Below are 13,957 nucleotides of genomic sequence, written 5' to 3'. Positions count from 1 at the left end.
TCACATGACGCCCGATTACGACATCGCCCTCAAGGTTAATCAGCTTTCGCTGTGGTATGGCGAACGCCAGGCGCTGAATAATATCGATCTGCAACTGCCAAAGAATCATATCACGGCGCTGATCGGCCCCTCTGGCTGTGGCAAATCGACGCTGCTGCGCTGTTTTAATCGCATGAACGATGTGATTGATCGTTGCCGCATGGAAGGGGAGATTTGGCTGGGGCAGCATGCCATTATGCAGCCGGAACAGGATCTGGCGGCACTGCGTCGGCGAGTGGGCATGGTGTTTCAGCGACCGAATCCGTTTCCCAAATCGATTTATGAAAACGTGGTGTATGGCTTGCGCCTGCAAGGGGTACGCGACCGCCGGATCCTGAACGAAGCTTGTGAGCGTGCGCTACGCGCGGCGGCATTGTGGAGTGAAGTCAAAGACCAACTGGGACAAAACGCGTTAACCCTGTCTACCGGTCAACAACAACGGTTGGTGATTGCGCGTGCGATCGCCATCGAACCGGAAGTGTTGCTGCTGGACGAACCCACCTCCGCACTTGATCCCATCTCCACGCTGGTGATTGAAGAGTTGATGACCACGCTAAAGCAGCATTTCACGCTGGTGCTGGTGACGCACAACATGCAGCAGGCGGCGCGCGTGTCGGATTACACCGCGTTTATGCATAACGGGCAGTTGGTAGAGTTTGACGAAACCGATCGTATCTTCACTTCACCGCAGGCGCGACGCACCGAAGATTACATCACCGGACGATTTGGCTAACCGGGTAATTTTGTGTGCTGTCGTCCAGATTGACAAAGATTTCCTCGCTTAATCACCGTTGTTGACTATCCTATCCCGCAACTAAATGGATATCACGCCTGACAGCGTGAGTTAGGGAAGCAGCACGATGAGCAAGGAAACTTACGCGAACAGTGCGTTTAACAACCCGGTACTCGGGACTTGTATTGGTGTGGATCGTGAGACCGGGGGGGCGATGATCACCCAGGATTTTGCGGCTGGCAGCCCGCTACCCTGCATCGTGATTCTGGTGCATGGCGTCAACGATATTGGTGAAGCCTACGAGACCCAGGAGCAGGGGATTGTCGCCGGGCTGAATACCCGGCTGGCCCGCACCGATATGTATATCAATGAGTGGGGGGAGATGTGCGGCTTAACCGACCTGAGCGGTGCCGCGCGGCGTATCACCCGCAGCGGTCGCTCGCCGGTGATCCCGTTTTACTGGGGATATCGGCCGGTGGATCGGGAAACCTATGACGCTGACCAGCAGCGTTATCGTGACGAGGTCAAAAAACTCGGGCTGGAAGCGGTGCTGCCGTATGACGCTTTTCAGGAGAATGATCCAAAACGCCTGAAAAAACTTAATCCGGAAATGCGCGGTTTCTGCAACGATAACTACGGTAACGTACTGAATCTCGCGGCGGCTAAAAATGGTGGCACCTTTGCCAATGCCACCACCTGTATCCCGGATATGTTCGGGCCGGGAGCCAACGGCGGCGCAATCTGGATGGCGGGAGTCTACAGCCGCAAGTTCAACGGCGGTGACTTTACCCACCCGATTTACGGCAATCCGCACCGGATTTATCAGTTCTTTGCGGCGCAGCGGCTGGCGGATTTGATTTTTGCGATCAGAGATAACCCTGATACCCGTTACGATACCATCAATATCGTGGCGCACAGTCAGGGCACCCTTATCACCATGCTGGCGAACATGATTCTCAGGCAGAAGGCACCTGACTATCCCGTTGCTGACTGCACCATCCTCTGCCACTCCCCGTATTCGCTGGAACCGCGTTTTCTGGAAAACCTGCTGCCGGGCCGTCAGCAGACCGCTAAAGCCCGTCAGGAAACGCTGCGCAACTTTTGCCGCCTGATGGCCACCAACCCCAAATATGATCCTGCCGGTCGCTACCAGCCAGATTTTGTGCAGGCGATGGTGAACGACGGCACCCTGGCGCGCAAACACCAGTGGTACAGCGACCCGCGCTACAGCCGCAACAATTATGGCCGGGTATATAACTATTTCTGCCCGGACGATGGCATTGTGTCGCTACAGAACGTGCAGGGGGTTGGCTGGCGCGGCATTCCCGATCAGGTTGCATCGGGGATGGAGAATCTTTACCAGCGGGCGTTTTGCCAGCACTACACCACCGGCGGCAACCCAACGCACCGGCCCTTTGAGAAGCCCGCCTGGCGGGAAGGGGACTTCCGTTATGACGGCCGGGCAACCAACGCCGCCTATCCGTACCACAGTGGCGTGACCCTCAATGCTGAAGCGCTGCCGCAGGTGTTTGAGCTGACCCTGATGGGCAGTAGTCATGACGGGGAGATGAAGTTTAAGACCGGGGTAGCAGGGGAAGATCGCTATATCGACTACTCCGCCCGTGCCCATGAGGGCGTGTGGCAGGTGAAGGAAACCCGGCCGCTGCTCCCGCTGTACGCTTATGGCATGCAGCCGGGGCATATTCTGACCGAAGCCGAACTGAGTGCGGTGAATGTTCATTACAAAACCCAATTCACCGGTGGCCGTATTATCGGTTCGCAGCAGCGGATGGAATATCTGCTGTTACGGAATAAAACCGACCAGGAAATTGATGAGATGGCGAAATATGGCGACCCGGTAAAACTCAGCCAGCATTCGGCCATTGTGATGGACCCGAACGTGCAGGAAAAAGCGGTGGCCTATGACCTGGCGATTGGTAACTGTATGGCGTTTGAAGATCCGGAGTTCTGGCTGCGGCTGCGGAAACTGGCCGACTGGCGGCATATGTATAATCCGGATGAGGATACAAATAGATATTATCAAACGGGTGAATTAAACGAAAAGAAGACCAAGGACTTCATGAACAAACCCGATGGCATCCTACCTAAAGGAGAGTTCGGTGTGGTAAACGAATACCACCCGGCTGTAAAAATTAAACCTGCCCGTCCACCAGAGTTTCATCATAAGGAAATCCCGTTACCGCAGTGGGATATGCCGGAACCTATGAATTATTTGGATCTCCCCTCAACGGGTCACAAAATGGTGTTTTAATGATGCTGAAATATGTAAACGGAATTACATCAATGGTGCTGATTATTGCTCTTTTTATGTTGAGTGGATGCCAGGGGTTCTCGTTAAAAACACGCCAGAAGCCGGTGCAGGTGGTATACCGTTTTGACGATCACCGCTGGCTGGAACTGAAAGGTTATAATTGTCAGGGAGAACTCTGGTTTGTGGACCGGGAAAGGGGAATTCGCAGTCAGCTCTGGTTTCAGTTTTACAGGATTTTTACTAAGCCCTATATCAATGCCTCAGAACGCTATATTGCAGTACCCAGTTGGGGTATGACAGGAGTAATGAGTATTTCAAAAGATTACGGGAGGACCTGGCAAACATCTTCCATAAATGGCGAAGAAGATAACGGTTTTAATGCACCAAACTACGACAATATTGAGTCCCTGACTGTGGTCAATGACCAGGGTTTTCTGCTAACCAAACAGGGCCGTATTTATATGTCTTCCCTGCCTTTCGATGATCCGCGTCTGCAACCTGGCGGGACAGGCATTGATTATGTTGTGGAGTTCAGGGGAAGGAAAATACCGCATCATATCGATGCTATACGTCCGGCTGAAGGCCTGGATACGTCATTGTGGGGGCGGGACTATATCGACCCACGCATTTTACATCGCTCGGTAAAACAGTATTACACCAACTTCCAGAACCTACCCGACCGTATTCCTGAAGTTAAAAATTATCAGGGCTGGACGCATATGAAGTGCGATCTGAATGCCGGACTCTGAATAGCATGAAGAGGAAAGCTCGTTACAGGAAATTAAAGGAATAAAAATATGACCAGGGATGTTTTCAGCCTGAAACGTTGGCGAGGATTTACTGCAGCGCTCACCTTATCTGTGGTTTTTATCATCACCGGATGTCACGGCCTGTTCGCTAAGCCACGACAGAAGCCGGTACAGGTGGTATACCGTTTTGACGATCACCGCTGGCTGGAACTGAAAGGTTATAATTGTCAGGGAGAACTCTGGTTTGTGGACCGGGAAAGGGGAATTCGCAGTCAGCTCTGGTTTCAGTTTTACAGGATTTTTACTAAGCCCTATATCAATGCCTCAGAACGCTATATTGCAGTACCCAGCTGGGGTATGACAGGAGTAATGAGTATTTCAAAAGATTATGGCAGGACTTGGCAAACCTCTTCCATAAAAGGTGAAGAAGACAATGGTTCAAATGCACCTGGCTATGAAAATATCCAGTCCCTGACCGTGGTTAATGACCAGGGCTTTCTGCTGACCAAACAGGGACGCATTTACATGTCCTCCCTGCCTTTCGATGATCCGCGTTTGCAACCTGGCGGGACAGGCATTGATTATGTTGTGGAGTTCAGGGGAAGGAAAATACCGCATCATATCGATGCTATACGTCCGGCTGCAGGCCTCGATACGTCATTGTGGGGGCGGGACTATATCGACCCACGCATTTTACATCGCTCGGTAAAACAGTATTACACCAACTTCCAGAACCTGCCCGACCGTATTCCTGAAGTTAAAAATTATCAGGGCTGGACGCATATGAAGTGCGATCTGAATGCCGGACTCTGAATAGCATGAAGAGGAAAGCTCGTTACAGGAAATTAAAGGAATAAAAATATGACCAGGGATGTTTTCAGCCTGAAACGTTGGCGAGGATTTACTGCAGCGCTCACCTTATCTGTGGTTTTTATCATCACCGGATGTCACGGCCTGTTCTCTAAGTCACGCCAGAAGCCGGTACAGGTGGTATACCGTTTTGACGATCACCGCTGGCTGGAATTAAAGGGATTTAATTGTGAGGGCGCATTGTGGTTCGTTGATCAGAAACGGGGTATTCGCAGTGAAATATGGTCTCAGTTTTACCGGATATTCACCAAACCCTATATCAATGCATCAGAGCGATATATAGCCGTTCCCAACTGGGGGGAATCGGGATTTGTTGTATCCAAAGACTACGGAAAAACCTGGCAAAATGCGTCAATTGAAGGCGAAGAAGATAATGGATCTAATTCTCCTAATTATGATGACATCGTTTCTGCAACGATTGTCAATGACCAGGGTTTTCTGCTGACCAAACAAGGTCGCATTTATATGTCGTCGCTGCCCTTTGATGATCCGCGTCTGCAACCTGGCGGGACAGGCATTGATTATGTTGTGGAGTTCAGGGGAAGGAAAATACCGCATCATATCGATGCTATACGTCCGGCTGAAGGCTGGATACGTCATTGTGGGGGCGGGACTATATCGACCCACGCATTTTACATCGCTCGGTAAAACAGCATTACACCAACTTCCAGAACCTACCCGACCGCGTACCCGAAGTAAAAAACTATCAAGGCTGGACGCATATGAAATGCGACCTGAATGCCGGGCTCTGAAAGTAGCGGCGCGATTTATCGCGCGGTTTTCACCGTACAAAAAAACAGCGCGATAAATCGCGCTGCTCCGGGATCGTGCAAGTATCACATCAATCGTGGGCATAGCCCTGCGGTGGCAGCGGTTGACCATCCAGCCAGGCTGAATTCTCGCGCATCTGCAAACGTCCTTCTACAAACCAGCTAATCACCAGCGGATAGATGGCATGTTCCTGATGCTGCACACGGGCAGTAATCTCTTCTTCCGTATCATCGGCAAACACCGGTACGCGCGCCTGCAAAATAATCGGTCCGCCATCCAGCTCATCGGTGACGAAATGCACCGAGGTGCCATGCTCTTCGTCGCCATTTTCCAATGCCTGACGATGAGTATGCAGGCCGGGATATTTCGGCAGCAGGGAAGGGTGGATGTTGACCAGACGATCGTGATAATGCGCGACAAATCCCTGGCTGAGGATACGCATATATCCCGCCAGTACTACCAGATCCGGGGCGTAAGCATCGATCTCCTGCATCAGCTGGCGATCAAAGGCTTCACGGTCAGCAAACTGACTGGCGGCCAGCGCATGCGTCGGAACACCGGCTTCCTGCGCACGGGTCAAACCCAGCGCTGCGGCTTTATTACTGAAAACGGCAGCGACGCTGCCGTTAATACGCCCGCTTGCGCAGGCGTCGAGGATGGACTGAAGATTGCTACCGTTACCGGAGATCAGTACAACCAGTTTTTTCATGGGTTGATGACCACACGCTCTTCAGAGTCAGAGGCTTTGATCACACCGATTTTCCACGCCTGCTCGCCTGCGTCGGTCATCAGCTGTACTGCTTTATCAGCTTCAGCGGCACTCAGCGCGATCACCATGCCCACACCACAGTTAAAGGTGCGATACATTTCGTGACGGCTGACATTACCGGCCTGCTGCAACCAGTTGAACACGGCCGGCCACTGCCAGCTGCTCTCTTCCAGCACCGCCTGGGTGTTGTCCGGCAGTACGCGCGGAATATTTTCCCAGAAGCCGCCACCGGTCAGGTGCGCAATCGCGTGCACATCGACCTGTTCGATCAGGCTAAGGATGTTTTTCACGTAAATGCGGGTCGGGGCCAGCAGGTGGTCAGCCAGCGGCTTACCTTCCAGCTGTTTGGTTTCCGGGTTGGTCTGGCTGACTTCGAGGATCTTACGTACCAGCGAGTAGCCGTTGGAGTGCGGGCCGCTGGAACCCAGCGCGATCAGCACATCGCCATCCTGCACTTTCGAGCCGTCGATGATCTCGGATTTTTCCACCACGCCAACGCAAAAGCCGGCCACGTCGTAATCTTCACCGTGATACATACCTGGCATCTCTGCGGTTTCACCGCCAACCAGCGCACAGCCTGATTGCAGACAGCCTTCAGCGATACCGGTGATCACCGAGGAAGCGGTGTCGACATCCAGTTTGCCCGTCGCATAGTAGTCGAGGAAGAACAGCGGCTCCGCGCCTTGTACCACCAGATCGTTCACGCACATCGCCACCAGATCGATACCGATGCTGTCATGGCGCTTCAGATCCATCGCCAGACGCAGCTTGGTGCCGACGCCGTCGGTGCCGGAGACCAGCACTGGCTCGCGGTATTTCTGCGGCAGCGCACAAAGCGCGCCAAAGCCGCCCAATCCACCCATCACTTCCGGGCGGCGGGTCTTTTTCACTACGCCTTTGATGCGGTCAACCAGAGCGTTACCAGCGTCAATATCAACACCGGCGTCTTTGTAGCTGAGAGAGGTCTTGTCGGTCACTGCGGAATCCCCACGCGAGTTGCGGTTGGTGGTTAAAATAAAGCGGCGTAATTCTACCAGCGCAGGCAAACGTTTGCGAGTCCCATCTCACGCCACCTTTGCACGGCACCGCTTTTTCGCTAATCCTTAATCTCAGATCGTGGAAGGCGTTGTATTGACCAATGACATATGGCGCAGCGGGAAAAAGGCGGTATAATCCCGCGATTTTTTTTTAGCTCAACTCAATTCCGGGAGAACAATCATGAAGATCGTGGAAGTCAAACACCCGCTGGTCAAACATAAACTGGGCCTGATGCGTGAGCATGATGTCAGCACTAAGCGCTTCCGCGAACTGGCGTCAGAAGTCGGCAGCCTGCTGACCTATGAAGCCACTGCCGACCTGGAAACCGAGCGCGTTACGATTGAAGGCTGGAATGGCCCGGTTGAAATCGAACAAATTAAAGGCAAAAAAATTACCGTCGTACCGATTCTGCGTGCGGGTCTGGGCATGATGGAAGGGGTGCTGGAGCACGTACCCAGCGCGCGTATCAGCGTAGTCGGCGTCTACCGTGATGAAGAGACGCTGGAGCCGGTACCGTACTTCCAGAAACTGGTCTCCAACATTGAAGAGCGCATGGCGCTGGTGGTTGACCCGATGCTGGCGACCGGTGGCTCGATGATCGCGACCATTGACCTGCTGAAAAAGGCCGGTTGTAACAGCATCAAGGTGCTGGTGTTGGTGGCGGCACCGGAAGGGATTGCCGCGCTGGAGAAAGCGCATCCGGATGTTGAACTCTATACCGCTTCAATCGACAAGGGCCTGAATGAGAAGGGATACATTATTCCTGGCCTCGGCGATGCCGGTGACAAGATTTTCGGAACCAAATAAATAAAGCAGCCGGCCAGAGAGTCGGCTTTTTTTTGGCAAAAATGCACTACACAACTCAAGGGGATCACTGAATGACTCGTCGCGCCATCGGCGTTAGCGAACGACCGCCGCTACTTAAAACCATTCCACTCAGTCTGCAACATCTGTTCGCCATGTTTGGCGCAACCGTGCTGGTGCCGATTCTGTTCCATATCAACCCGGCCACAGTGCTGCTGTTCAACGGTGTCGGTACACTGCTGTATCTCTTTATCTGTAAAGGGAAAATCCCGGCCTATCTCGGCTCCAGCTTCGCCTTTATTTCTCCGGTATTGCTGTTGCTGCCGCTGGGCTATGAAGTGGCGCTCGGTGGCTTTATCCTCTGCGGCTTCCTGTTTTGTGTCGTCGCGCTGATTGTGAAAAAAGCAGGCACCGGCTGGCTGGACGTGATGTTCCCCCCTGCGGCAATGGGGGCGATTGTTGCGGTGATCGGCCTTGAGCTGGCGGGCGTGGCGGCCAACATGGCTGGTCTGCTGCCTGCTGAAGGGACTGCACCTGATAGCACCACCATCTTTATTTCGATGGTAACGCTGGGTGTTACCGTGTTTGGTTCGGTGCTGTTCCGTGGCTTCTTCGCCATTATCCCGATCCTGATCGGTGTGCTGGTGGGTTACGCACTCTCTTCCTTTATGGGAATCGTTAACTGGTCGTCGGTTGCGAATGCGCCCTGGTTTGCCCTGCCGACTTTCTATACTCCGCGTTTTGAGTGGGCGGCGATGTTGACCATTCTGCCTGCGGCGCTGGTGGTGATTGCTGAGCACGTCGGCCACTTGGTAGTGACGGCGAATATCGTGAAAAAAGATCTGATCCGCGATCCGGGTCTGCATCGTTCTATGTTCGCCAACGGCCTTTCCACCATGATCTCCGGTTTCTTTGGGTCAACGCCAAACACCACTTACGGTGAAAACATCGGTGTTATGGCGATCACCCGCGTCTACAGTACCTGGGTGATCGGCGGGGCGGCAATCCTGGCGATTTTGCTCTCCTGCGTGGGCAAACTGGCCGCCGCGATTCAGGCCATTCCGGTGCCGGTCATGGGCGGTGTGTCGCTGCTGCTGTACGGGGTGATCGGGGCTTCCGGTATTCGTGTACTGATTGAATCCAAAGTGGATTACAACAAAGCGCAGAACCTGATCCTTACCTCAGTGATCCTGATCATCGGTGTGAGCGGTGCCAAGGTGCATATCGGTGCCGCCGAGCTGAAAGGCATGGCACTGGCAACCATCGTTGGTGTGGCGCTTAGCCTGATCTTCCGCGTAATCAGCCTGTTACGTCCTGAAGAAGTGGTGCTGGATGCTGAAGAACAGCGCCATTCCTAAGCGCGTTTGCCGGGCAGGGAAGCCCGGTTCATCTCTGGCAAGGATCGTGATAGACTTGCCGCGTTTTCTGCCCGTTCATACGCTGAGGTGCTTCTGAACACGCCGGCACAGCTTTCATTGCCACTTTACTTACCTGATGACGAAACCTTTGCCAGCTTTTGGCCAGGGGAAAACCCGTCCCTGTTAGCCGCACTTCAGGGTGCGTTGGTGCAGCAACACGGCAGCTATCTCTACTTCTGGTCCCGCGAAGGCGGTGGTCGCAGCCATCTGTTGCACGCGGCGTGCGCCGAGATGTCGGCTCGGGGTGAGGCGGTTGGCTATGTCCCGCTGGATAAACGCACTTGGTTCGTGCCGGAAGTGCTGGAAGGTATGGAACATCTGGCGCTGGTCTGCATCGATAATATCGAGTGTATCGCCGGGGAGGCGGAGTGGGAGATGGCGATTTTCGATCTCTACAATCGCATCCTGGAAATCGGTAAAACGCGTTTGCTGATCACTGGCGATCGTCCACCGCGTCAGCTCAATCTCGGACTGCCGGATCTGGCATCGCGCCTCGACTGGGGGCAGATCTACCGTTTACAGCCGTTGTCGGATGATGACAAATTGCAGGCGATGCAGCTGCGAGCCGGGATCCGTGGCTTTGAATTGCCGGAGGATGTCGGGCGCTTCCTGCTGAAACGCCTCGACCGCGAAATGCGGACTCTGTTTGACACGCTGGACCGGCTGGATCGCGCCTCCATCAGCGCACAACGCAAACTCACCATTCCTTTTGTCAAAGAAGCGCTGGGGCTTTAAATAATCTCCAGTACCGCTTCCGGCGGGCGGCCAAGACGCGCCTGTTCACCTTTAATCACAATCGGGCGTTCAATCAATTTGGGATGCTCGACCAGCGCCTGTATCAGCTGATCCTCGCTGAGACCGGGTTCGGCTAACTCCAGCGATTTATACAGATCCTCTTTGCGACGCATCAGTTCGCGTGCGCTCGTCATACCCAGTTTTTTCAACAACGCTTTGAGCGTGGGCGCGTCTGGTGGTGTTTCCAGATACAGCACCACTTCCGGCTGCACGCCTTGCTGTTGCAGCAGCGCCAGAGTTTCGCGGCTCTTGCTGCAACGTGGATTATGATAAATGGTCACCATGATTAAGATCCTTTTTGATACTGTTGGAAGCGTTTTTGCAGCTCACGGAATTGGTCGATGCGTGCATCATAACGAGCCTGTTTCAGGCTGCCGAGCGGCACCTGGGCGCTGGCGCTGCTCAGTGCTCTGATCGCCTGATCCATCTGACCATTCAGCGCCAGCCCTTCTGCGCGTGCCGATAATTCTTCATCTTGCAAGCCCTGGGCCGCCGATGCCTGTGCCAACAGATCCCAACCGTTCGGATCGTTCGGGTTTGACCAAGTGTAACGATGGAGAATGCGGCTGGCGTTGGCCGGTTGTTTGGCCTCAACGTAGGCATTGGCGAGGTTAATCTGGATCACCGGATTGCTGTTGCTGCCTTTGGCGCTGCTCAACAGATTGATGGCCTGCTGCGGCTGATTCAGGCCAATATCGATGTCGCTCATGATATCGAGAAACCAGAGGTTATCCGGCTGTTTGGCCAGCATCGGCGCGATAATTTTCTTCGCGTTTTCAAAGCTTTTTGCCTGCAAAAACTGCACGGCTTTGCCATATTGCGACGCCTGTTGCTCGCGGGCATTACCTTTAGCGTATTGATCGAGCAAGTCATCGGTCAGCTGATTTTGACCGGTGGAATACATGCCAAGGGCACGCACTTTTGCCATATAGAAATCCTGCGAAGACTGCACCACTACCGGGCGCATCTGGTTGGCGCGGTTACGCGCATCCGCCAGGCGGCTATCGGGCAGGGGGTGGGTCAGCAGAATTTCCGGGGGTTTGGATGAGAAGCGGCTCTGATCAGCCAGTTTTTGCAGGAAATTCGGCATCGCCTGGGGATCAAAGCCGGCGCGTTGCAACACCTGAATGCCGATGCGATCCGCTTCCTGTTCATTGCTTTGTGTAAAGCTGATCATGCCCTGCTGCGTACCGGCGAGGGTGCCCATCAAACCGGCCATACCCGCCTGCGGGTTCGCGATCGCCAACAGAATCGAACCGAGAGCGCCGACCCAGGTGAGCGGGGCATTGCGTTTCTGTTCTTCCATCGCACGTGCCAGGTGGCGCTGCGTCACGTGGGAAATTTCGTGCGCCATTACCGATGCCAGCTGGCTTTCGTTGTCGGTAAAACGGAACAGCGCCGAATGCAGCACCACATTGCCGCCAAAGAAAGCAAAGGCGTTCAGTTCATCATTCTGGATCAGGTAAAAATGAAACGGCGTCCGGACTGAATCGGCGTGGGCCACCAGTCGCTGTCCGAGTTGATTGATATATTGATTCAACAGCGGATCGTTGATCAGTGGTGCGCTGGCACGTAATTGCCGCACATAGAAATCGCCAATCTGCAATTCCTGATTAATCGACAGCGTGGCACCAGCGGTGGTGCCCATATCGGGTAGCGAGTCGCTCACGTCAGCTCTGGCACTCAGCGCAGGCGTGAGAAGCAGCGCAGGAATAAGGGCCGCCAGCGCTGATTTCTTCAACCGGTTAAACATGCCTTGATCCTGTAAAAAGTGTCCGAAAATTGGACCGTTAAGTGATGCAAATGTTCTGTCATCGCGTTCAGTTAACGCACATTCCGTCGCGGCGCGACACTGACCCTTTATCTTAACCACGCGCAGCTGACAAGCAAGCAGCGTAAGGGAAGGTGATGAATGCAAAATGTTGCTGTGACAGGTGGATAACAGTAGCAAAAATTTGAATAAGGCAACCTGAATATCTACAGGTTGTTTTCGGTTGGCTTAGATTAAAGATGCGTAAAGTTACTCAAAATAATTGAATGTGGCATGATTTTTTCCAGGTTTACTCTGAAAAACATCTGATGAAACGCCATACTGGCCCGATTTATCCATCGACGTTGTTTATCATGACGCAAAAGGTTAAACGCGGCACTGCATATTAAGATGGTCATATTTTAAGTCGGTGATTGTCATGACAATCGCGGTGCCTGGCAAAACTTCCGACCAGCCATTTTTCAACTCCTCGCGCTGACTCCATCAAGGTTGTTATTCAATTAGCGTTACTCATTATTTTTCCTGCAACTAAACCGCGCGTGGTCAGCGAATCCGCCTGCTTTAGGCGTTGTCCTGGTGTGGTATAGATAACGTACTTTGTTCAAACGGACTGTGAATGCTTGCCGGAGAGTCTCTATGCGTACTGTTGTCTCCTGGACCCTGATAGCGATTGTTGGGGGCTTTGTCGGAGCTGTCGTCAGTCGAAGCGATGATATCTATCAACGGGTGATGAACCACTTTTCTGCGCCCCCCGTCGACCCGGAAGGCTTCTGGAGCACCCCGGGTATTGAAGGGTACGGCAAGATCCATTACGAACCCGATGCGGCCTTTAAACCGGTGCCCGGATTGAGCAATAAAATCGTCTTTCAGCTCACCAAAAACGAAGGGGATATTGCCCGTCCTAACCTCGGCCTGGAGCGTGTGGCAAGGGTGGTGAACTTGTATATCGCCTCTGGCGTACCGGCCGATCAGCTGCACTTCGTGGTGTCGGTCACCGGGGATGCCACTCCGGCAATGCTGGATAACACGCATTTCAAACAATTTTATGGCACCGATAACCCCAATCTGCCGCTGATTGCGGAACTGAATAAACAGGGAATAAAGGTGTCGGTGTGCGATCAGTCGGTGGCGTTTCATCACTATCCCAATGACTGGATCGATAAATCGGTAATTCACGCGCTCTCCAGCCCGACGACGGTGTCGACGCTGCAAAATCAGGGTTATGCGTGGTTGCAAATGTAACAGGCATTTTGGTGATGGTTGAGGAGAAGTGAAATGCGTCCAGCGACATACATTGTTGTAGCAGCACTGGCCGGTTTTGTGGGCGGCAACGTGCTCCAGCTTCCCGAACTTGTCGATAAATTCAGCGACAAGTTTGCGGACAAGAAAACCGAACCGGCTGATTTCTGGAGCACGCCAGCGATCGCGGGTTACGGTAAGATCCACTTCGTCAACACGCCTGCATACAATCCAGGCAGCACGCCTGGATTGAGCAATAAAATCGTGTTCCAGATTAACCGCAGTGAAGGGGATATTCGCCAGCCGAACCTCGGACTGGAACGTGTCGCGCGTGTGACCAATCTTTATTACGCCGCCGGTGTGCCGCTGGAACAGCTGAACTTTGTTGTGTCGATCAATAGCGATGCGGTGCCTGCGGCACTGAACAACGAACAGTTCCGCAAAGCCTATGGCGTGGATAACCCCAACCTGAAGTTGATCAGTGAGTTGGAAAAAGCCGGGGTGAAGGTATCGATTTGCGATCAGTCGGTGGCTTTCCATCAGCTGGAGCGCGAATGGATTGACCCGATGGTGACACATACCCTCTCCAGCGGCACCACGGTGGCAACGCTGCAAAACGAAGGTTATGCCTTCCTGATGCTGTAAGGGTTCCCGGACGGCAGCTTCGGCTGCTGTCATGTTGTTGTCAT

General features: G+C 53.4%; 13 protein-coding genes and 1 pseudogene. 10 read left to right on the top strand and 4 right to left on the bottom strand.

The genetic code is table 11. From position 1 onward, the window contains the following. Positions 1-4 precede the first annotated feature (4 nt). The 5 genes and pseudogenes from pstB to PAT9B_RS14630 all read left to right on the top strand — a co-directional run bounded on the left by pstB (position 5) and on the right by PAT9B_RS14630 (position 5,415). A complete protein-coding gene (gene pstB / locus PAT9B_RS14650; protein ID WP_013510056.1) occupies positions 5-772 on the top strand; it encodes a phosphate ABC transporter ATP-binding protein PstB in 768 nt (255 codons plus the stop codon). Between the two features lie 127 nt (positions 773-899). After that, positions 900-3,044, top strand: a complete 2,145-nt coding sequence (locus tag PAT9B_RS14645; RefSeq protein ID WP_013510055.1) for a DUF3274 domain-containing protein — start codon at positions 900-902, stop codon at positions 3,042-3,044. Between the two features lie 2 nt (positions 3,045-3,046). After that, a complete protein-coding gene (locus PAT9B_RS14640) occupies positions 3,047-3,793 on the top strand; it encodes a hypothetical protein (RefSeq protein ID WP_150105824.1) in 747 nt (248 codons plus the stop codon). A 48-nt stretch (positions 3,794-3,841) separates the two neighbouring features. Further along, positions 3,842-4,606, top strand: a complete 765-nt coding sequence (locus PAT9B_RS14635; protein ID WP_013510053.1) for a hypothetical protein — start codon at positions 3,842-3,844, stop codon at positions 4,604-4,606. A gap of 48 nt (positions 4,607-4,654) precedes the next feature. Beyond that, a pseudogene (locus PAT9B_RS14630) lies at positions 4,655-5,415 on the top strand (hypothetical protein). Positions 5,416-5,504: 89 nt separating this feature from the next. Here PAT9B_RS14630 and purN read toward each other — a convergent pair. Continuing rightward, entirely contained in the window at positions 5,505-6,143 is a 639-nt protein-coding gene (purN, locus tag PAT9B_RS14625) for a phosphoribosylglycinamide formyltransferase (RefSeq protein WP_013510052.1), read from the bottom strand. Next, positions 6,140-7,180 (bottom strand): phosphoribosylformylglycinamidine cyclo-ligase, encoded by a 1,041-nt coding sequence (purM, locus tag PAT9B_RS14620; RefSeq protein WP_013510051.1) that lies wholly within the window; start codon positions 7,178-7,180, stop codon positions 6,140-6,142. Before purM ends, purN begins: the two co-directional genes overlap by 4 nt. 241 nt (positions 7,181-7,421) lie before the next feature. On the opposite strand from purM, the gene upp reads away from it, so the two are divergent. From upp to hda, 3 genes are all read left to right on the top strand, one after another. After that, entirely contained in the window at positions 7,422-8,048 is a 627-nt protein-coding gene (upp, locus tag PAT9B_RS14615; RefSeq protein ID WP_013510050.1) for a uracil phosphoribosyltransferase, read from the top strand. A 71-nt stretch (positions 8,049-8,119) separates the two neighbouring features. Then, positions 8,120-9,403, top strand: a complete 1,284-nt coding sequence (gene uraA / locus PAT9B_RS14610; protein ID WP_013510049.1) for a uracil permease — start codon at positions 8,120-8,122, stop codon at positions 9,401-9,403. Positions 9,404-9,490: 87 nt separating this feature from the next. After that, entirely contained in the window at positions 9,491-10,198 is a 708-nt protein-coding gene (gene hda / locus PAT9B_RS14605; protein WP_013510048.1) for a DnaA inactivator Hda, read from the top strand. On the opposite strand, the gene arsC is transcribed toward hda, so the two are convergent. Next, positions 10,195-10,542, bottom strand: a complete 348-nt coding sequence (gene arsC / locus PAT9B_RS14600; protein WP_013510047.1) for an arsenate reductase (glutaredoxin) — start codon at positions 10,540-10,542, stop codon at positions 10,195-10,197. The genes hda and arsC overlap by 4 nt on opposite strands. A gap of 2 nt (positions 10,543-10,544) precedes the next feature. Then, positions 10,545-12,011, bottom strand: coding sequence for a M48 family metallopeptidase (locus tag PAT9B_RS14595; protein ID WP_013510046.1), 1,467 nt, complete (start codon positions 12,009-12,011; stop codon positions 10,545-10,547). 654 nt (positions 12,012-12,665) lie between these two features. On the opposite strand from PAT9B_RS14595, the gene PAT9B_RS14590 reads away from it, so the two are divergent. Both PAT9B_RS14590 and PAT9B_RS14585 read left to right on the top strand, forming a co-directional pair. Then, positions 12,666-13,271 carry a DsrE family protein gene (locus PAT9B_RS14590; RefSeq protein WP_013510045.1) on the top strand — a complete coding sequence of 202 codons (606 nt, stop codon included), beginning with the start codon at positions 12,666-12,668 and terminating at the stop codon, positions 13,269-13,271. 33 nt (positions 13,272-13,304) lie between these two features. Further along, positions 13,305-13,913: a DsrE family protein gene (locus PAT9B_RS14585; protein ID WP_013510044.1), complete on the top strand. Its 609-nt coding sequence runs from the start codon at positions 13,305-13,307 to the stop codon at positions 13,911-13,913. Positions 13,914-13,957: the final 44 nt, after the last annotated feature.

This window comes from Pantoea sp. At-9b (assembly GCF_000175935.2).
GTDB lineage: Bacteria > Pseudomonadota > Gammaproteobacteria > Enterobacterales > Enterobacteriaceae > Pantoea.
This window is presented reverse-complemented; position numbering and strand designations above follow the sequence as displayed.

What these genes read in the sequence shown, in the direction of transcription:
- PAT9B_RS14585 (WP_013510044.1), top strand. Translation starts at nt 13,305, where the DNA reads ATGCGTCCAGCGACATACATTGTTGTAGCAGCACTGGCCGGTTTTGTG.
- PAT9B_RS14640 (WP_150105824.1), top strand. Translation starts at nt 3,047, where the DNA reads ATGCTGAAATATGTAAACGGAATTACATCAATGGTGCTGATTATTGCT.
- purN (WP_013510052.1), bottom strand. Translation starts at nt 6,143, where the DNA reads ATGAAAAAACTGGTTGTACTGATCTCCGGTAACGGTAGCAATCTTCAG.
- PAT9B_RS14595 (WP_013510046.1), bottom strand. Translation starts at nt 12,011, where the DNA reads ATGTTTAACCGGTTGAAGAAATCAGCGCTGGCGGCCCTTATTCCTGCG.
- upp (WP_013510050.1), top strand. Translation starts at nt 7,422, where the DNA reads ATGAAGATCGTGGAAGTCAAACACCCGCTGGTCAAACATAAACTGGGC.
- arsC (WP_013510047.1), bottom strand. Translation starts at nt 10,542, where the DNA reads ATGGTGACCATTTATCATAATCCACGTTGCAGCAAGAGCCGCGAAACT.
- PAT9B_RS14645 (WP_013510055.1), top strand. Translation starts at nt 900, where the DNA reads ATGAGCAAGGAAACTTACGCGAACAGTGCGTTTAACAACCCGGTACTC.
- pstB (WP_013510056.1), top strand. Translation starts at nt 5, where the DNA reads ATGACGCCCGATTACGACATCGCCCTCAAGGTTAATCAGCTTTCGCTG.
- uraA (WP_013510049.1), top strand. Translation starts at nt 8,120, where the DNA reads ATGACTCGTCGCGCCATCGGCGTTAGCGAACGACCGCCGCTACTTAAA.
- PAT9B_RS14590 (WP_013510045.1), top strand. Translation starts at nt 12,666, where the DNA reads ATGCGTACTGTTGTCTCCTGGACCCTGATAGCGATTGTTGGGGGCTTT.
- PAT9B_RS14635 (WP_013510053.1), top strand. Translation starts at nt 3,842, where the DNA reads ATGACCAGGGATGTTTTCAGCCTGAAACGTTGGCGAGGATTTACTGCA.